The sequence below is a fragment of the Enterococcus raffinosus genome (genome assembly GCF_019175485.1).
In the GTDB taxonomy this organism is placed as follows: domain Bacteria; phylum Bacillota; class Bacilli; order Lactobacillales; family Enterococcaceae; genus Enterococcus_A; species Enterococcus_A raffinosus.
Map to the genome: position 1 here is coordinate 1,041,084 of NZ_CP072889.1, position 17,218 is coordinate 1,058,301.

Below are 17,218 nucleotides of genomic sequence, written 5' to 3' on the forward strand. Positions count from 1 at the left end.
AATAATTTGCTTAAGGACAAGCGTGATCGATACCTGAAAAAAGGAAATCGGCACGCTTTTTATGCGTGCGCGAAACGCATGACTATGTTGACTAAACTAGTAAGTAGGACAGAAAGAAATTCACTGAATAACGAGAATAACTATTTGATAATCATATTTTTACTTTCTATAGAAATAATTGATAAAGACTCAAAGTGCACTTTTTTTGCAAAAATCTTGTGTTATTAAATTCGCTTGTAGAAAAAGCGTATGCATAAACAAACCAAGTATTAATCAGATTCACATGAATGATGAAGAACAACAAAGAAATCATTAAGTTATAAAAAAATAGATTACCTTAACTATAAAAATACTTTTTTAGAACACTTTTTAAAAATTAGATTAACAAGTGAGGAAATGTCCTGTATCGTAATATTTGTAGAATAACAGCGTATATTTAAAAAGCGATTTAAGGAAAGGTGTTTTTAATAATGATTAAATTATATGGCTCGTCGAGTTGTAATTCGTGTAGGAAAGCAAAAGCTTGGTTGGAGGAACAAGGACTGGCTTTTGAGGAAAGGAATATGATCGCTGAACCACTGAACAAAAGAGAACTTAAAGAAATTCTCGCGTTGACTGAAAATGGGACGGAAGAAATCATTGCGACACGTTCGAAAGTATATAATAAGTTTTCTTTTGATTTTAATGACCTCACGTTTAATGAATTAGTAGCAGTTATTGAAGAGAATCCTACGTTGCTTAAACGGCCGATTATTATCGATCAAACGAAATTACAGATTGGTTATAACGAAGATGAGATTCATCAATTTATTCCACGAGAAGTACGAAAAGTTTATTCGAAGAAAATGACGGAAACATTATTTTATATGGATATGAAAAAGCAAAAATTTGCTTAACAGAGAGCTTTGGAGAAATAGAGTAGCCGCTTGAATGAATCAAGCGGAAGGTAAAAACCGATTGATCAAAATACTGTGCCCCTCAATTGGAGAGATACAGCCAAAAAAGCGAATGATTGAATAGTCGGCTAAGCCGCATCCCCACCAGAAAAGGTGACGGTGCAGTGTCTTTTTCTGCCAAGGTTTCATCAACAAGCTAAAGGATGAAGATTGGTGTTACACACTGAAGGAGGCCTATCATGACGACAGATTTTGAAGAAAGAGCCATCGAGACGATGCTGCAGGCGGGAATCAGCATGGCACATATTCAGGCACAAAAAAGAACTTTTTTCCAAACGTTGCCTGTAGACAATTATTACAATGAAATTGAAAATAGTGAAGAGCCTAACTTAGAGATTCCGGTGAATAAAATTCTCGCGATGCAAACGACATGGCCTGTAGAGGGGAAGTCGGTTTATGATCTTTTTATGGGGAAAACAAATGATGGAAAAGACAAAGCAGCGTTCAAGGCTCATTTAGCATCATTGATGAAATACGGACTTGATTGCCAAAACACCTCTTATGCTAGAAAGCAGAATCTTGACGGGAATAGACCTATTTGTTTCAATTATTATAAAGAAGATGATTGCTATATTCTGCAAAAAAATGGCGCCCACCGTACAATTGCTGCGAAGATGTTCAATGCGCCAGTCATATCAGGTATCGTGACTACCTATGAACGGGATGAAAAGAAAAAAAAGCTTTATGAAGATTATGAATCCTTGAAGGAAATTCTGCGGTTAACAGACCTTAAAGGCATGACATTGGATTTTTTTGAAGAAAAAAAGAAATCTCAGAAAAAAAATTCCTAAATTTTTTGAATTAAAAGGGCTCTTTGTCAAATAGGACTGATAGAGTGAGATAAGTACATCTAAGGTAGAATTCCTTTTCTACTTTAGATGTTTTTTGATTCATAGGTAATCAGATTATTTAGTAAGAAAATTCTAGTCTTCATTTTCCGAAAGCTTCGAAAGCCATAAGCGACTCGTTTTAATGCTTTGATGTGGGTATGCAGATTTTCTATTTTGGCATTTGAATAAGGCAATTCCAGGGCTAAACGAATGCCGGATTCATAGGTTATAAAAGCTTTTTTTATATGATGTAGTTCTTTTGGAACGGAATTGGGCATCGTTCTTACAAGTTTAAAGAAAGTGTCCGCCTCTTTGTCGTGAAACGCTTGAAGAATTTCTTGATAGTAAAAATAGGCGATTCGTAATTCGTCAGAGATTGAAAGCAGACGATCCACCACTTCACTTTCGGTGAGATACGCCCAACCAAAATTGCGCCATTTGGTCCATTTGTCATAAACAAGCTTGTCCTGTCGTTTGATCAGAAGCCGAGACAACGCCTTTAATTGTCGATAATGTTTGGCTTGTGTTGGATCGTTTCGATCAAAGCTTTTCATGATTCGTACGCGTATATCCTCAAATTTGCGAATGAGATGTTTGACAATGTGAAAACGATCCACAACGAGTTTTGCCTTTGGAAAACATTCCTTTATCAGAGAGGCATAAGAAGCATTCATGTCCGTCACGATGACCTTTACCTTCAATCGTGCGCGTCGTTCAAATTGCATAAAATAAGAAACGAGGGCTTTTTTCTTCCGTGAAGGAAGAATATCCAGTAATTTTCCAGTATCGCCATCCATACAAGAAAAGGAATAGGGACCGACTTGATTTTTCAGTGAACGAAATTCATCCATTAATAAACAACGCGGTAACCAATTTCTTTTTACTTTTGTCATGGGGATCAGAGAAGCGAGTGTCCGAGAAACGGTCGACCAAGAAACGCCGCAATGCTTAGCAATTGTCGTCATTGCTTGTTTTTCCGTTAGCTCTTCTAAAATTTTATAGCGCACTTGTTTAGCGATAAAGCAGTTTCTATCAACAATGTAGGTATTCGCCGTAAAATAGGTGTGGCAGCCACGACAGTGGTAGCGTTGTTTCGCTAAAGCAAGATAAGTCAGTTGGTTCGCACATTTATTAAGTTGAATGAGCGATTTTTTCTTTCCGTTCTTGACGATCATGCCTTCATGGTTCACCTGTTTACACAAAGGACAGCGGTAAATTTCTTTACTCAATGTCGCAGAAACAACAAGACTCTTAATCTTTTTAATCCTCTTCGATTCTACATTTGTGATGAGAATGTTTTTATCTTTGATTCCAAGTAGTAGTTTGATATGATGAAGATCAGGCATACAGAACGCTCCTTTGATTGTGTTGTGGTGATTCAATTCTAACGGAGCTTCTGTATGTTTTGTTTTTTCATGCTCAAAAAGGACCGATAGAATGATTTTCTATCAGTCCTAGAAATTATAGAGCCATTAAAAGCCCTGTACACTCCAGTTCAGACAGTGGAGTATACAGGGCTTTTGTTACATATATCCCTCAGCCTCTTTACGCGTCAGCCAAAAGTGAATGCCGCCAGTGGAGTCTGCCCAGCGATTGGGATTGAAATTTTCCGCAACAACGTATTCACCTACACGGTACACAAAATCCCCATCCACGTATGAAACGGCTTCGTCGTAATCCTCATTGGTGTACATATCCTTGATGGTCAAAACCTTCGCCTTATCACAGCGGCAGCAGGTATTCGTCGCAGAGGTTCTGCGGGCATCTGCTGGGATCAATAATTGTACGATCCGGTAATCAAAGCATTTTTTGTAGCCGATAAAAGGGCCTTCCGCAGGACAATAAAGATCAAAAAATTGGGTTCGGTCGTCATGAATAATGTCCGTCAAGTCCGCGTGCTCCAGCATTGCGAAAAATAAATTCGCCCCCGAAATATCTGCTCCTTCCAGGCTGCATCCCTGAAAGTCGGTTCCCTGCAAAGAAGCGTCACGTAATATTGCCTCTGAAAAATCACAATCAATACATAGACAGTTGCTTAAATTCGCCCCAGTTAAATCTGCATTTGAAAAATTCACACGTTCAAAGGTCATATCATGAAAATTTGCCTGCTGCAGCTGACGAAAGGAATAATCATGATTTTTTAAGATGGCAGTCATTTTACATCGCATCCTTTCTCAGAAGTCTTCTCATCACTATTTTAGCATCCTAGCAGGCGTGAAACTATCTTTTATCTGTTAAATCAATCCAATAAATCTGAACTATTTGGCCATCCTCATGGACAAACGTTTTTTCCAAAACCCCACCATTTTTTTGGATCGTTCGAGCAGATGGAACATTCTCTTCATAGCAGGCGACCATGACCTTTTCAAGTCCCAGCATTTTACAATACTCTAAACCTAAACGCAGCATCTCCGTAGCATAGCCGTTTCCACGTTCAGTAGGTCGCACGCCAAAGCCGATATGTCCGCCAAACTCCCGTAAAAATTCATTCAGCTCATGCCGAATATCAATGGTACCGATGATTTTCTGATCCTTTTCCCGTACTGCCAGCAATGTAGTAGCAACAACCCAATCAGGCGTTACAGTTGTTTTGCTGGATTGCTTGATCAAATGAGTCAGCCAATCGCTGTAACTTTCCATTTCTGTCAGCAAGGAAGAGCCATGTAAGGAATCTTCGCCTAAGGAGAAATGCTCCTGCATATACTCTAGAACTGCCGCTTCATGGTTCTTTTGGGGTGGAATAAGTGAGATCTTTTCCATGGGATTCACCTCTTTTTTTATCTTGCTGCTAGTTTAGCACGGTTCTGTTGAGTGAAGTAGTTCTTTTATACGCATAAAAGAGTTTCTTCATTTGGATTTGAAGGATAGAGAACAAATAAAAAGAACGAATCCTCTTTTTATCTAGGAAAAAAGGATTCGTTCTTTGTTAATCATCGATATAGAAGCCGACAACATTGTACCAATGCCGCTCGTCCTGATACATATGATAGCGGTCCGTTGAAAAACCAGACAAGGCATAGCCCAGCATCATCAGAATCACCCCGGCACCGATCAAATAGGTCGCGAGCTTTGGTAAAAGAAGTTTGGATTTCATACTTGGACCACCTTTCGTTGGAAAATATTGCGACGAATAATTCCCATCAAGCTGCGGTGCATATTCATGAAGACCGCGCTGAATTTATACGTCAGCCACATACATAAAAGACCGAAGCCGAATAAGAACATGCCTGCACCAAGCTGTGTAACCCCCATAAAGAATGAATCAAATAGAACAAAAGGACTTGTGAAGGCCGCAGCTACGCCGCCAATGATCGTTCCGGCAGCTAGACAAGCGCCTGTAAAAGGGATACACCAGATCACGATGTCAATACTCAACAATACCAGAAAGGCCGCTAGTGCCAAACTGCCCCATAAAGGAAACCCTAAGATTAAAAGTGTGATCCATAGCCAACTGAAACGGCGAGGCACTTTCACCTCTGTTGGGATACCTGCAGCCTCATAGGCCAACTGTTTTGGATCGCCTAATTTCTTAACAGCGGCCCGTTCAGAGTACCCGTCCTCCATTAAATCTAGAATCATTTCATCGTAATATTCAATCAAGCGATGGACTTCGCTAGGTCTGACTTCGTAAGCTAAATGATTACTTAATTCCTTAATAAACTCTACTCGATTCATTCTTCAACACTCCTTTTAATAAAATTGTGAACGGCTTCTACATCGTTCCATTCCTTTAAAAATTTCTGAATACTGGCAACACCTAAATCTGTCAGATGATAGTACTTTCGCAAACGCCCATTATGGACTTTGGAATAGGTGGAGACTTTTTTATTGGTCTCCAGTCTTTTTAAGATCGGGTACAGTGTTGACTCAGTAATTTCAAGATGGGGATGGATTTCTTTGACGATTTGATAGCCATAGGAATCGATCTCCACTAACGAGGCCAACACGCAATACTCAATCAACCCTTTTTTCAATTGACTATCCATCAGCAACACCTCTTTATACGTTATACTATACATTACATAGTATAGAGGGACTATAGGACTTAAGGCGTATTTTCCGATTATTCAAAAAATTAGCTACATCAAATGCTCCTTAGCGATTATCCCCATGACATTGATAATAAAGAGGATACTGAAAAAGAAGAAGATCAAGCAAGCGCCGTACATGAAAATCATTGATATCGAAAAAAGATTGGATTGTTTATGTAATATAGAAGGAAAAAGATTTCGATGATGCAAAATTCGGTTATTAAAACACTTGTAGCAACATATAACCGAGCTTTTTAGTTTTAATAAATTTTTTCATAGATTATCTCCATTCTAAGAATGATAGTAATTAGAAAATAGCTATATTCTAGGTTGTAAACATCTGCCTATTCAATTAGAATTTAATTATCATATGCTAGTATGATAATTAAAAATGGAAAAGAGGACACTTGTTTTGTTAGAATTTTTTAAACAACTTTCGTTAATCAAGCGAATTGTCATTGGGATTGTCGTGGGGGCAGTATTAGGGATTTTTCTACCTCAATGGAGCTTCATTGCAATACTAGGTAGTTTGTTTGTCGGGGCGTTGAAAGGGATTGCACCGTTATTAGTATTTGTATTAATCATGTCTTCGGTATCAAAACATCAAGCAAACACTCAAACTTTTATTAAGCCCATCATTTCTTTGTACTTATTTACTACTTTATTAGCAGCAACAGTTGCCGTATTGGCTAGTTATATTTTTCCTTTGACTATTTCTTTACAGGAAGTCTCTGGTTCTCAAGAGGCACCCAAAGCCCTGATCGATGTATTGACGACAATTTTGAATAATATTGTTCAAAATCCGTTACAGGCCATGATCGATGGAAATTACTTGGGGGTTTTATTTTGGTCAGCTTTAATTGGGTTTGCATTGCGAACACGAAAAAATTCGGTAAAAGAAGTTATTGACGAATTCTCTCAAGCAATCACTGGCGTTGTTCAGTTAGTCATCGCGATGGCGCCCTTTGGTATTGCTGGACTAGTCTTTGATTCGGTCGCTTCAACGGGACTAGCTGGATTAACACAATATGGTCGTCTCCTGTTTCTATTGGTAGGGACCATGCTGGTTGTGGATTTGGTTGTATATCCTTTAGTCGCTTTTGTGCTGATTAGGCAAAATCCGTATCCTCTTGTTTGGTTCTGCCTAAAAGAAAGTGCGATTCCGGCATTTTTCACTCGCAGTTCTGCAGCGAATATTCCAATCAACATGATGTTGGCAAAGCGTTTAGGGTTAACTAAAGAATCCTACTCAATTTCGTTGCCATTAGGTGCAACCATCAATATGGGGGGAGCTGCGATTACCATCTCGATAATGACTTTAGCGACGGTTCATACTTTAGGAATTGATGTCCCTTTTAGTCTGACCTTAATGTTATGTGTATTATCAGCTTTGGCTGCTTGCGGTGCATCAGGGATTGCTGGAGGTTCGCTATTATTGATTCCGTTAGCTTGTAGTCTTTTTGGCATATCTAATGATATTGCTATGCAAGTTGTGGGTGTTGGTTTCATTATTGGTGTGATTCAGGATTCTGTTGAGACCGCCGTTAACTCCTCAAATGATTTATTTTTTACTGCGATCGGTGAATTCTCAGATCTGCGTAAACGGGGAGAAAAAGTCGATTTAAAAGAACGATTGTCGGATAAATAAACGACAACTTATTGTTTTAGTAGAGAGGTCAGTAATAGATCATCAGTTCTAAATTAAAACGAAAAAAGTTTTAAGAACAAGCTAAAAACCTTACTAAATGTATCTTGCATTTAGTAAGGTTTTTTCTATAGTAGAAAAACGATTCCGACAGTATAAAAAATATGCGGTAGTGTAAAGACGCAATAGGCGGTTTCTTCGGGTAGAGCTTTCAATCCAATAAACAGACGCCATTCTTTACAGCGAATGGCGCCTATTTCATGAGTCATCATTAACGCCAGTTCGATAGCAAAAAGTAGAGTGAGAAAAATCTCCATGCTCTCTCTTACTTTAATTCTAGAGTATGAGACAGGAATTTGAATGAGGGACCAACAGAATTATTTGTTTGATGGTAAAATAAATAAAATAGCAGATTAGTAGAGGAGTTTGTCCGATGATACATATATTCTTAGTGGAAGATGACCAAGCCATCGCAAAAAATCTGATGATCTTACTTGGATCTGAGGGCTTTTTAGTTACCCATGCCGGAAGTAAAAGTGAGGCTTTGAAAACTTTGTCGAAAACTAAATTTGATCTGGCGCTCGTTGATATTTCTTTACCTGATGGCAACGGATTTACGGTTTGTACAGAGATTAAAGCGGAGCAGGAGATTCCAGTCATTTTTTTGACCGCTTCAGGTGATGAATCTAGTGTTGTTACTGGTCTGAACATGGGGGCGGAGGATTACATCACGAAGCCCTTTAGACCACGGGAGTTGTTGGCGCGGATTAATAATGCCTTGCGAAAAAACGGACAGACACCAGCAACCTTTGAATTTAACGGACTTTTTGTCGACAGTACTAGTGGCATTGTGCGAAAGAATGGCAGCGAGGTCTTTTTGTCTGCTTTGGAGTATCGCCTACTGCTCGTTTTTGTAAATAATCCAAAGATTATTATCACCCGAGAGCGTTTATTAGACGAGCTCTGGGATGCGGCGGGGGAATTTGTCAATGACAATACGTTGACTGTTTATATCAAACGTCTCCGGGAGAAAATCGAAGAAGCTCCCACTAAGCCAACGATTATTCTAACGGTTCGCGGCATGGGCTATCGATTAGGAGGTAGTAATGGTTAGAAACCGAGAGTTCCGTAAGTTTACGTTCGTATTTCTGCTAGTCACGCTCATTCTGGCTATTGTTGGATTTAGTCAAAACACCGCTGCGGGCTTACTTACAATGGTTGCGGCGGTAATCTTTGGCGGTTTATTTTGTTTTTTTACCCAAGCTAGATACCGACAGATTGCTCAAATCGCTGATCAGATTGATCTGGTTTTACACAATGAAGACCGTTTGTTCATCGAAGAGCTGGACGAAGGAGAGCTGTCGATCCTACAAAGTGAGATTGCCAAAATGACTCTGCGGATTCGAGAACAGAACGCGGCGTTGCAAAGGGAAAAGGAAAACTTGGCAGATTCTTTAGCAGACATCGCCCATCAACTGCGGACGCCGCTGACTTCGGTCAATCTACTCTTGTCCTTGGCGGGTGAAACAACCAGTGAAAAAGAGCGAAAAATGACGCTTCGTGAAATTGAAGCTTTGCTTTTGCGAATGGACAAGCTAATCACCGCTTTACTGAAATTATCTCGCTTGGATGCGGATGTAGTAGCGTTTCAAAATGAACAAATTTCGGTTTCTAAGCTGATCGAGGAGGCTTTGCGTCCTTTTTTAGTGAGCTTAGAGTTGCATGAGATTCAGATAGAAAAGCAGATTCCTACAACTTTAACGATCCAAGGTGATGCCAATTGGCTATCTGAAGCGCTTCAAAACATCTTGAAGAACTGTATCGAAAGTATCGGGGAACAAGGGACAATCATTATTAACGCAGAGGACAATCCGTTATTTTGCGCGATCACGATCCATGATAGTGGCAAGGGATTTGAGACAGCAGATTTGCATCACTTATTTGACCGCTTTTATCGCGGTGAAACCGGCAGCCAAACAGGCTTTGGCATCGGCATGTCCCTCAGCCAATCGATTATCAAGCGTCAGGGAGGGACAATTACGGCCAAAAATCATCCTGCTGGCGGGGCGATATTCATCATCCGTTTTCCAAAGTGACGAATCTCTCACCTAGAAGTCACCGAGCTGAAAGGTGTGGCTTCTATGATAGAGAAGAACCATGAGGAAGGGGGGCTCATAAAAATGGAGCTGTTAAAAATCGAACACCTTTGCAAAGTCTATGGAAAAGATGAGAACAAGGTTGTGGCACTGGATGATGTATCTTTAACGATTGAAAAGGGAGAATTTGTCGCAATCATCGGGGCATCCGGCTCTGGAAAATCAACGTTGCTGCATATGATTGGCGGGGTGGATGTACCTACTAGCGGAAAAGTTTGGTTAGATGGACAAGATGTGTATGCACAAAACAATGATAAATTAGCGCTTTTTCGCCGCCGTCAGGTTGGATTGATCTATCAATTTCACAACTTGATTCCAACGTTGAATGTGGTGGAAAATATCACCTTGCCGGTGTTGATGGACAGACGGAAGGTTAATCAAGAGCGGCTCACTGAATTATTGGCGCTCTTAAGACTAAGTCAACGGAAGAGCCATTTACCGAATCAACTATCTGGCGGACAGCAGCAGCGAGTCTCCGTTGGACGGGCATTGATGAACGCGCCGGCAGTCTTACTGGCAGATGAGCCAACCGGCAGCTTGGATAGTAAAAATGGCCATGAAATTATCCATCTGCTGAAAACAAGTAATCGTAAGTATGGTCAGACGTTGATTGTTGTTACTCATGACGAGGAGATCGCGCTGCAGGCAGATCGGATCATCGGGATTTCCGATGGCCGCGTGACACGAGATGAGAGGATGATCCAATCATGAACATCTTCCACAAAGTCACCCTGCAAAATATGAGAAAAAACCGCACGCGCACCTTGGTCACGATTCTAGGAGTCATCCTATCTGCGGCGATGATTACCGCGGTTGCCAGTTTCGCCATTTCGCTTCAACAGTATATGGTGAAGGGAGCTGAGCAGAAATACGGCGATTGGCAGGTGGCATTTTTGGATACTAATGCTGCTTTCGTTAAAAAGCAAACTCAGGATAAGGATGTTCTAAAAACAACGACGTATACAAATATTGGTTATGGTCAGCTTGAGGGAGGGAAAAATCCCAATAAGCCCTATCTATTTGTGGCTGGCTTCAATCAACAGACCTTTGACACACTACCAGTTAAACTCATCGATGGCAGATTGCCGAAAAATAGTCAAGAAGTAGTAGTACCCGCTCACGTGGCAGCCAATGGCGGTGTAAAATATACAGTCGGGGAAACTTTGGCGTTAACGGTCGGTGAGCGCTTGGCTGATGGCAGACGTCTTAATCAGCAGGATGCGTACAAGAAACAAGAAGGATTGAAAAAAGCTGCCGAAAAAAACTATAAAATTGTGGGTATTTGCGAGCGACCGGGGTTCGAAAGCCAGCATGCACCAGGATATACATTAATTACTTGTGAAGATAAGATAGGGCCTCGGGAGAATGTTAGTGCCTTTGTGACGCTCAAAAAACCACGGATGGCTCAGGCCTATGCCGCTGCTGTTGGAAAAAAGCAATCCTATACTTTCAATGAAGAAGTGCTGCGTTTTACTGGTGCTTCTAATGATCGACTGTTTAATTTATTGCTGTATTCTATCGGCGCGATATTAGTTGTTTTGATAATGCTGGGATCTATTTTTCTGATTTACAATGCCTTTACGATTTCTTTGAATGAGCGGACACAACAATTTGGTATCCTGTCATCGGTAGGGGCGACACCTAAACAGCTGCGAAATTCGGTTTTATTTGAAGGGATATGTATCGGTACAATAGGAATTCCCTTAGGCATTCTATTAGGACTTGGCAGTCTTTCTTTAGTGATCATGCTTGTTGCCAAAAATTTCAGAAATGTTCTTTATGCCGATGTGCCATTAGCTTTATCCGTCTCCCTACCTATATTGTTGGTAGCGGCTGGAGTCAGCTTGCTCACTATTTTGATATCGGCGTATCTTCCCGCGAAAAAAGCGGCGAATACACCGATAATGGAGAATATCCGCCAAACTAATGAAGTAAAGATTTCAACAAAGGATGTTAAAACCACGAAGCTTTCAGAAAAGCTTTATGGTCTGGAAGGGCTACTGGCTTTAAAGAATTTCAAACGCAATAAGAAGCGCTATCGATCGATTATTTTATCACTGGCTTTTAGTGTAGTTCTTTTCGTTTCGGCTCAGGCTTTTGGTAATGGCCTGCAGCAATCAGCTAAGCAGATGGTGGTTGACTCAGATTACGACATCGTCTTTTCTAGTGCTGAGATGAAGGAGCAAGAGCTGTTTCGATTGTATGAAAAATTTCAAAAGGTTGAAGGAATCACTAGCAGCTCTTATCAATCCATTCTGCAGTACACTAGCCAAATAGAAAATAAGACACTTTCTCAGCATTATCGCGAATTGGAGAAGATAGACGCGACCAAAACAACAACATTTCAGGCAGATATCCAATTTATTGAAGACAAGGAATACGTGAATTTTATCAAGAGTCTTGAGCTTCCTGTGAAAGATTTTACTGGTGACAATGCTAGAGTGATCGCTGTCGCGAAACAGCGGATGAAATTATCTCATGAGAAAGAACAGTTGGTTGATCTTTTTCCAAAAGATCGAATGACACTTAGAATTGCACCGACAATTGGAGGAAGAACGGATACAAATCAACAGCAGGTTATCAATGTACAATTCGCCGACACCTATCCATTAGATACTTTGCCACGACAGACTAATGAAAAGCACTCCTATGTGTTTATGCTCGTCGCACCGTATCAGCTGAAAACACGCTTTTCACCGGAAGGGATCGATCAAGTTAGTGGTCTGACCTTTCTTTCAAAAGACGCAGCCCGTTCAACTGCTGACATGCAGAACATCCTTCAAAAAGAAGGAGTTTCTATACCTTACGAGCTCTACAATGTACATGAAATATTTGATCAGAATCGTAATATTCTCTTTGTAGTGAACCTTTTCAGCTACGTTTTTGTTGGGATGATCGCATTGATCGCACTTGCGAATGTCTTCAATACGATCTCTACCAACATTAAGTTGCGGCGGCGTGAGTTGGCAATGTTGCGTTCGATAGGAATGACTGATCATGAGTTTAATAAAATGATGGTTTATGAATGCATATTTTATGGCTTCCGTTCATTAGTATGGGGAATTCCAATCGCAGGGCTCTTCTCTTGGTTGATTTACCAAGGAATGGTAAGAGGTGGAGCGGAGATTGCTTATCAATTTCCGTGGAGCAGCCTATTGATCAGTACGCTGGGCGTACTTCTCATTGTAGCGATCACGATGTTCTATGCTGTAGGGAAAATTAAAAAGGAAAATATCATTGATGTTTTGCGGGGAGATTTGGCTTAAATAAAATAAAAAATCAGGTGTGGATAATACACCTGATTTTTTTGAGGATGCAATGGTCAGATAGTAAATTTAGGGAGTTTATGCTTGCATCCGCCGAATCATTTCTTGAGTAATTTGCTCAACGATATTGATAATAGTTTTTGGAGTGCGTTGATTTCTAGGGACATCGATTGGGTAAATTTTTGCTACACGACCGGGATTTGCATCCATCAAAACGACGCGATCAGAAAGCTGTACAGCCTGCTGAACATCATGAGTAATCATAACGATGGACTTCGTAGCAATTTGGTTGCCGAGCCAGATGGATAGTAGGTCATTGGATAGTTGACTAGCGGTAATAATGTCCAAAGCGGAGAAGGGTTCATCCAGCAATAAGAGGCTAGGCTCGATCGCCAATGCTCGAGCAAAGCCCACTCGTTGCTTCATACCGCCGGAGAGCTCGCGAGGGTAGGCCTTTTCAAAGCCCTCTAGCCCGATCATTTCAATCAGATTACCCACGCGTTTTTTGATTTGTTCCCGTGATAGTTCCTCGCGATTCTCTAGCCCAAAGCTGATATTTTTCTCTACGGTTAACCAAGGAAAAAGTGCGAAATGCTGGAATACCATACTGATGTTGGCATCTGGCTCAGTGAGTATTTTATTTTCAAAGGTGATTTCGCCCTTCGTTGGTTGGAGCAGTCCGGCAATGCTTCTCAATAGAGTGGACTTTCCAGTCCCTGATTGTCCAATGATACTCACAAATTCGTTGGTTTTAACAGTCAAATCAATATTTTCTAAAACCTTTAAATGCTCTTTATGTCCTTCAATTTCAAATTCTTTGCAAACGGATTTTACGTTTAATAATTCAATATTTTCCATGCTTTTATTTCGTATACCGGAAAATCTAGTCCCAGCATACTTCTCCTTCCGATTAAACTTTTATGCATACTTGTACGCATCAGTAATGAAATTTTTCTTTTGCGACACGATACAAAGGTTGCCAAACAAAGGCGATACAAAGCCCTACCACAAAGCACATTGCCAATGTACCTAGAGCCGATTTGTCCTTGATACCGTCGTTCACCGAAATGTATTGGCCCAACCCAGTCACATTGATAGATTTTTTCCCCCATTGAATACTTTCAGCAGCAATATCTGCGTTCCAAGCAGCGCCGGCAGCATTAATAATCGCGGTGATAATGTAAGGTAAGATCGAGGGGATGAGATATTTAACCCACCAATGCCATTTCGATAATTTGAAAATTTTTGTCACGTCTCGAATATCATCTGGAATTGCTAAGTATCCAGCAATCACGTTAAAGAAGTAATACCATTGACACCCGACCATTATCAAAGGCAGAATCCACCATTCCAATTTATCAAACCCCATGCTTATAAAGATAACAATAAAGGGCGTATAAACATTAGAAGGAATCGAACCTAAAATTTGCCCAATAGGTTGCACGATATTTAACCGACGATTGTCACTAGCTACCCAAATAGCCAGAGGGGTAAAAATCAGTCCAGCTACAATCATTGCTAAGGTTACACGTAAGGTGGTGTAAAGTGTTAAACGTGGAATCATTCCGAAATCCTGATGAGGCAAAAAATGATACAGCTTGATAGAGCAGACAATGATTAAGACCCCCAGCCCGATATACCACAAGGTTTTAAAGAAATTCCGCAGTTTAGCGATTCGTTTATAGAGTCGATCAAGCTTCAAAAAATACCAAATTTTCGGTAGTTGATAGATCCAAAATTGACTAAATAGTGAAAAAATATGAGAACAATAGTGCGTCAATGTTGCCTCTTTGAGCAAACGATAAATAATAGATCGTGGCGGGATAGTACTTTCAACATCTGTCTCATACTTAAAGTAATAGGTTGCGCGAACCAATGGTTGAAAAACTAGAAAGTTCAGAATGATAACATTCAGTAGTAAGGCTAAGACAGCCCATAAGCATGCTTTAAAATCAGCACGGTCCAACGCGATTTGAATATAGGAGCCAATTCCCGGCAAAAAAAGTGTCGTGTCTTTCGGAAGAGCAACAGAAGCTTGTTCACTGGCCACCAAGGCGAACCAAGCCGCCGTTTGGGAGATAATCACGTTCCACAGCAATCCTGGAATCGCGTAGACAAATTCTAATCGCCAAAATTTTTCCCAAGGGTTGTATTTGAACTGATCTGTAACATTCGATAAATCAGAAGGAATGACCTCCATGATTTGGTAAAGGGTCAACATGATGTTCCAAGCTTGACCGGTAAAGATCGCGAAGATCGCCACACATTCGGCACCTAAGACATTTCCAGGGAAAAGCCCTAGCAGCCAAGCGGTGGTGAAAGTCAAGAAGCCAAGTAGTGGAACGGACTCTAAAAAATTGACCATCGGTAAAATAATCCGTCTAGCGGTTTTATATCTTACCGCTAGAACACCGAACACAAAGGAGAAAAGAAATGACCAAATCATCCCGATGATCATTCGAAACATCGTTCGAATGGAAAAATAGAGCAGGTTTGAGATGGCTAAGAAATCGTGTGTTTTACTAGGGGTCGATAAAACCTCTTCTGAGGGTAGAGAATCTAGCGGTCGATTCATTTTTATTAAGGAAAAGACCAAAATAAATGCGAATAACGCTAAGATTATCACAAATGTCAGATTTCCAATGCTTTTCTTTAGCGTGGTATTCTTTTGAGATGGAGCGTGTAAAACTTTCAATGTAAAAAACCTCCTAAATAATCATATTAAGGAGGTCACCGAATAACTAATTTTATCAGGAAATCACGTTCATTGAGCTTTGGCTTTCTGAGACGTAAGAAAAGTTTCTAGTTATCTTGAGAAAGCCTTCATTCGACAATCCCTGCTTTACTCGTTACTGTCTCTCGACATTTCCGAGCGATAACCTATGTTCTTCAGAGTAACCTCACCTAATATGATTTTTATTTTATTGTGCAAACCCATCATACTCGTGAAAAAGGGGAAAGCAATCGAGAAAAGCTTATTGATGAATAAGCAGCAAGAGTGAGCTATTGGGAACAAAGGGTTTCTACACCTTTTCGTTTATTAAGGAATCGCATTCCAGATTCATGAAAGACGTTTTCCTTCAAATTTCAGAAAAAAAGCGATCAAACGTTAACCTCTGTTAAAGAATATCTGTTATTTAATGTTCTTTCTTGATTGTTTGGCCTATAGAGGAGCAAAATTAGGTTGACCTAAAATACTACATGTTTGGATGTGAAAAAATGTCAATCGAAAAATTAGAGTATTTCTATATTATCGCTAAATATAGCAGTCTTTCTAAAGCTTCTCAGGAACTCTATGTAGGAGTTTCTTCATTAAGCTCAGCATTGAAAAGTCTCGAAAACGAACTCGGCTATGATCTATTTCTTCGTCAAGGAAAGAAATTGATTTTAAGTGAAAAAGGAGAGAAAATCCTCCCTGTAGTCAAACGTATCATTGATGAAGCTAAGAAGATTCAATTTCCGCTCTATCAAATGATTGATCGACCAATCTTTAAAGTAGGCATCAGCGAATCTATTTTCATTTTTGAAGCTGGAGAATGTGCATGCAAAGAGGTGGATTACACGATTCGTTATGTGAATGCTGCTCCATTAGAGTTATTCAATCAATTAAAAAACAGGGAAGTAGATTTGGTGATTACTAGCAGTTTGGTGGAAGATCCTCAATTTGAGCGAACGGCATTGATTCGATCAAAAGTAGTTTTGGCCGCAAATACCTCCCTAGTAAAAAATGAATTAAATCAAGCTGACGCCAAAGATCTAGAAAAAATACCCTTCATCGTTTTGAGCGATCACCTTGGCCATCAGCAATTAACACAACGGACAGCGGACTTCTTCAGTATTACACCTGAGTATCTCTATTGCCCAGACAGTTTGGGGATTCATAAGTGGTTGAAGGAGAAAAAAGGGGTGTTCGTGATTCATGCGATTGAAAAAGAATTGTTATCAAGGGAATCGATTCACTTCCTGTCATTGCCCAATGGATTAAACTTAGAGTTCTATTTATACAAAAATAAAACAAGCGCTCCTGCTTTTGACATTGAAGAAGTAGAAAACGACTTAAAGCAGATATTCAAAGAAATTGAGATGAAAGGAAGAAATCGGTCTGAATAAATTTGACCTCCAGCAAAGGACAGCAAAAAGCGTATACGTTTCTTAATCAAAGAATGGTGGGCTACCCGTCAATAGGACAATGAAATAATGAATGATTTTTAGAACTACTCTTCGCTTCTTGAAGAGTAGTTTTTAACTTTTCTAAGAAACAACTACCGCGCTGCCGCTTGGTTGGTCATGCGTTTCAAACACAAAACAAAGGACGTTTTATGTTTGAAACGCAC

17 protein-coding genes and 1 riboswitch are annotated in these 17,218 nt (G+C 40.1%); of the genes, 8 read left to right on the forward strand and 9 right to left on the reverse strand.

Annotated elements, in window-relative coordinates; all coding sequences use genetic code 11:
• The first annotated feature begins 470 nt into the window (after positions 1–470).
• Positions 471–896 (forward strand): transcriptional regulator Spx, encoded by a 426-nt coding sequence (gene spx / locus J9537_RS19630; RefSeq protein ID WP_028020649.1) that lies wholly within the window; start codon positions 471–473, stop codon positions 894–896.
• A 239-nt stretch (positions 897–1,135) separates the two neighbouring features.
• Entirely contained in the window at positions 1,136–1,747 is a 612-nt protein-coding gene (locus tag J9537_RS19635; protein WP_028020648.1) for a hypothetical protein, read from the forward strand.
• Between the two features lie 83 nt (positions 1,748–1,830).
• Here the strand turns inward: J9537_RS19635 and J9537_RS19640 are convergent, their stop codons facing one another.
• The 6 genes from J9537_RS19640 to J9537_RS19665 form a co-directional block, all read right to left on the reverse strand.
• Positions 1,831–3,132: an ISL3 family transposase gene (locus J9537_RS19640; protein WP_218257457.1), complete on the reverse strand. Its 1,302-nt coding sequence runs from the start codon at positions 3,130–3,132 to the stop codon at positions 1,831–1,833.
• Between the two features lie 177 nt (positions 3,133–3,309).
• Entirely contained in the window at positions 3,310–3,942 is a 633-nt protein-coding gene (locus J9537_RS19645) for a pentapeptide repeat-containing protein (RefSeq protein ID WP_218257458.1), read from the reverse strand.
• A gap of 64 nt (positions 3,943–4,006) precedes the next feature.
• Positions 4,007–4,546: a GNAT family N-acetyltransferase gene (locus tag J9537_RS19650; protein ID WP_010743770.1), complete on the reverse strand. Its 540-nt coding sequence runs from the start codon at positions 4,544–4,546 to the stop codon at positions 4,007–4,009.
• Positions 4,547–4,712: 166 nt separating this feature from the next.
• Positions 4,713–4,880 carry a hypothetical protein gene (locus J9537_RS19655; protein WP_010743769.1) on the reverse strand — a complete coding sequence of 56 codons (168 nt, stop codon included), beginning with the start codon at positions 4,878–4,880 and terminating at the stop codon, positions 4,713–4,715.
• Positions 4,877–5,461 carry a DUF1700 domain-containing protein gene (locus J9537_RS19660; protein WP_028020847.1) on the reverse strand — a complete coding sequence of 195 codons (585 nt, stop codon included), beginning with the start codon at positions 5,459–5,461 and terminating at the stop codon, positions 4,877–4,879. Before J9537_RS19660 ends, J9537_RS19655 begins: the two co-directional genes overlap by 4 nt.
• Positions 5,458–5,772, reverse strand: a complete 315-nt coding sequence (locus J9537_RS19665; RefSeq protein WP_010743767.1) for a PadR family transcriptional regulator — start codon at positions 5,770–5,772, stop codon at positions 5,458–5,460. The genes J9537_RS19660 and J9537_RS19665 overlap by 4 nt, the downstream gene beginning before the upstream one ends.
• A 457-nt stretch (positions 5,773–6,229) precedes the next feature.
• Here J9537_RS19665 and sstT point away from each other — a divergent pair, with 457 nt between their 5' ends.
• On the forward strand, positions 6,230–7,465 hold the full coding sequence (gene sstT / locus J9537_RS19670) for a serine/threonine transporter SstT (RefSeq protein ID WP_028020848.1): 1,236 nt from the start codon (positions 6,230–6,232) through the stop codon (positions 7,463–7,465).
• A gap of 125 nt (positions 7,466–7,590) precedes the next feature.
• Here the strand turns inward: sstT and J9537_RS19675 are convergent, their stop codons facing one another.
• On the reverse strand, positions 7,591–7,779 hold the full coding sequence (locus J9537_RS19675) for a DUF6713 family protein (protein WP_035019681.1): 189 nt from the start codon (positions 7,777–7,779) through the stop codon (positions 7,591–7,593).
• A 116-nt stretch (positions 7,780–7,895) separates the two neighbouring features.
• Here J9537_RS19675 and J9537_RS19680 point away from each other — a divergent pair, with 116 nt between their 5' ends.
• The 4 genes from J9537_RS19680 (at position 7,896) to J9537_RS19695 (ending at position 12,884) form a co-directional block, all read left to right on the forward strand.
• Positions 7,896–8,576, forward strand: a complete 681-nt coding sequence (locus tag J9537_RS19680) for a response regulator transcription factor (protein WP_028020849.1) — start codon at positions 7,896–7,898, stop codon at positions 8,574–8,576.
• Positions 8,569–9,558, forward strand: coding sequence for a sensor histidine kinase (locus tag J9537_RS19685; RefSeq protein ID WP_028020850.1), 990 nt, complete (start codon positions 8,569–8,571; stop codon positions 9,556–9,558). The genes J9537_RS19680 and J9537_RS19685 overlap by 8 nt, the downstream gene beginning before the upstream one ends.
• Before the next feature lie 84 nt (positions 9,559–9,642).
• The gene (locus J9537_RS19690; RefSeq protein WP_028020851.1) at positions 9,643–10,329 is read left to right on the forward strand and encodes an ABC transporter ATP-binding protein; all 687 of its coding nucleotides are present in this window, start codon (positions 9,643–9,645) and stop codon (positions 10,327–10,329) included.
• A complete protein-coding gene (locus tag J9537_RS19695) occupies positions 10,326–12,884 on the forward strand; it encodes an ABC transporter permease (protein ID WP_218257459.1) in 2,559 nt (852 codons plus the stop codon). Before J9537_RS19690 ends, J9537_RS19695 begins: the two co-directional genes overlap by 4 nt.
• A gap of 78 nt (positions 12,885–12,962) precedes the next feature.
• On the opposite strand, the gene J9537_RS19700 is transcribed toward J9537_RS19695, so the two are convergent.
• Together J9537_RS19700 and J9537_RS19705 are read right to left on the reverse strand one after the other, a co-directional pair.
• Entirely contained in the window at positions 12,963–13,742 is a 780-nt protein-coding gene (locus J9537_RS19700; RefSeq protein WP_028020853.1) for an ABC transporter ATP-binding protein, read from the reverse strand.
• Positions 13,743–13,821: 79 nt separating this feature from the next.
• Positions 13,822–15,579, reverse strand: coding sequence for an ABC transporter permease subunit (locus J9537_RS19705; RefSeq protein ID WP_028020854.1), 1,758 nt, complete (start codon positions 15,577–15,579; stop codon positions 13,822–13,824).
• A 57-nt stretch (positions 15,580–15,636) separates the two neighbouring features.
• Positions 15,637–15,803: riboswitch (M-box (ykoK) riboswitch) on the reverse strand.
• 300 nt (positions 15,804–16,103) lie between these two features.
• Here J9537_RS19705 and J9537_RS19710 point away from each other — a divergent pair.
• A complete protein-coding gene (locus J9537_RS19710; RefSeq protein WP_028020855.1) occupies positions 16,104–16,994 on the forward strand; it encodes a LysR family transcriptional regulator in 891 nt (296 codons plus the stop codon).
• Positions 16,995–17,218: the final 224 nt, after the last annotated feature.

What these genes read in the sequence shown, in the direction of transcription:
- spx (WP_028020649.1), top strand. Translation starts at nt 471, where the DNA reads ATGATTAAATTATATGGCTCGTCGAGTTGTAATTCGTGTAGGAAAGCA.
- J9537_RS19635 (WP_028020648.1), top strand. Translation starts at nt 1,136, where the DNA reads ATGACGACAGATTTTGAAGAAAGAGCCATCGAGACGATGCTGCAGGCG.
- J9537_RS19640 (WP_218257457.1), bottom strand. Translation starts at nt 3,132, where the DNA reads ATGCCTGATCTTCATCATATCAAACTACTACTTGGAATCAAAGATAAA.
- J9537_RS19645 (WP_218257458.1), bottom strand. Translation starts at nt 3,942, where the DNA reads ATGACTGCCATCTTAAAAAATCATGATTATTCCTTTCGTCAGCTGCAG.
- J9537_RS19650 (WP_010743770.1), bottom strand. Translation starts at nt 4,546, where the DNA reads ATGGAAAAGATCTCACTTATTCCACCCCAAAAGAACCATGAAGCGGCA.
- J9537_RS19655 (WP_010743769.1), bottom strand. Translation starts at nt 4,880, where the DNA reads ATGAAATCCAAACTTCTTTTACCAAAGCTCGCGACCTATTTGATCGGT.
- J9537_RS19660 (WP_028020847.1), bottom strand. Translation starts at nt 5,461, where the DNA reads ATGAATCGAGTAGAGTTTATTAAGGAATTAAGTAATCATTTAGCTTAC.
- J9537_RS19665 (WP_010743767.1), bottom strand. Translation starts at nt 5,772, where the DNA reads ATGGATAGTCAATTGAAAAAAGGGTTGATTGAGTATTGCGTGTTGGCC.
- J9537_RS19675 (WP_035019681.1), bottom strand. Translation starts at nt 7,779, where the DNA reads ATGGAGATTTTTCTCACTCTACTTTTTGCTATCGAACTGGCGTTAATG.
- J9537_RS19680 (WP_028020849.1), top strand. Translation starts at nt 7,896, where the DNA reads ATGATACATATATTCTTAGTGGAAGATGACCAAGCCATCGCAAAAAAT.
- J9537_RS19685 (WP_028020850.1), top strand. Translation starts at nt 8,569, where the DNA reads ATGGTTAGAAACCGAGAGTTCCGTAAGTTTACGTTCGTATTTCTGCTA.
- J9537_RS19690 (WP_028020851.1), top strand. Translation starts at nt 9,643, where the DNA reads ATGGAGCTGTTAAAAATCGAACACCTTTGCAAAGTCTATGGAAAAGAT.
- J9537_RS19695 (WP_218257459.1), top strand. Translation starts at nt 10,326, where the DNA reads ATGAACATCTTCCACAAAGTCACCCTGCAAAATATGAGAAAAAACCGC.
- J9537_RS19700 (WP_028020853.1), bottom strand. Translation starts at nt 13,742, where the DNA reads ATGGAAAATATTGAATTATTAAACGTAAAATCCGTTTGCAAAGAATTT.
- J9537_RS19710 (WP_028020855.1), top strand. Translation starts at nt 16,104, where the DNA reads ATGTCAATCGAAAAATTAGAGTATTTCTATATTATCGCTAAATATAGC.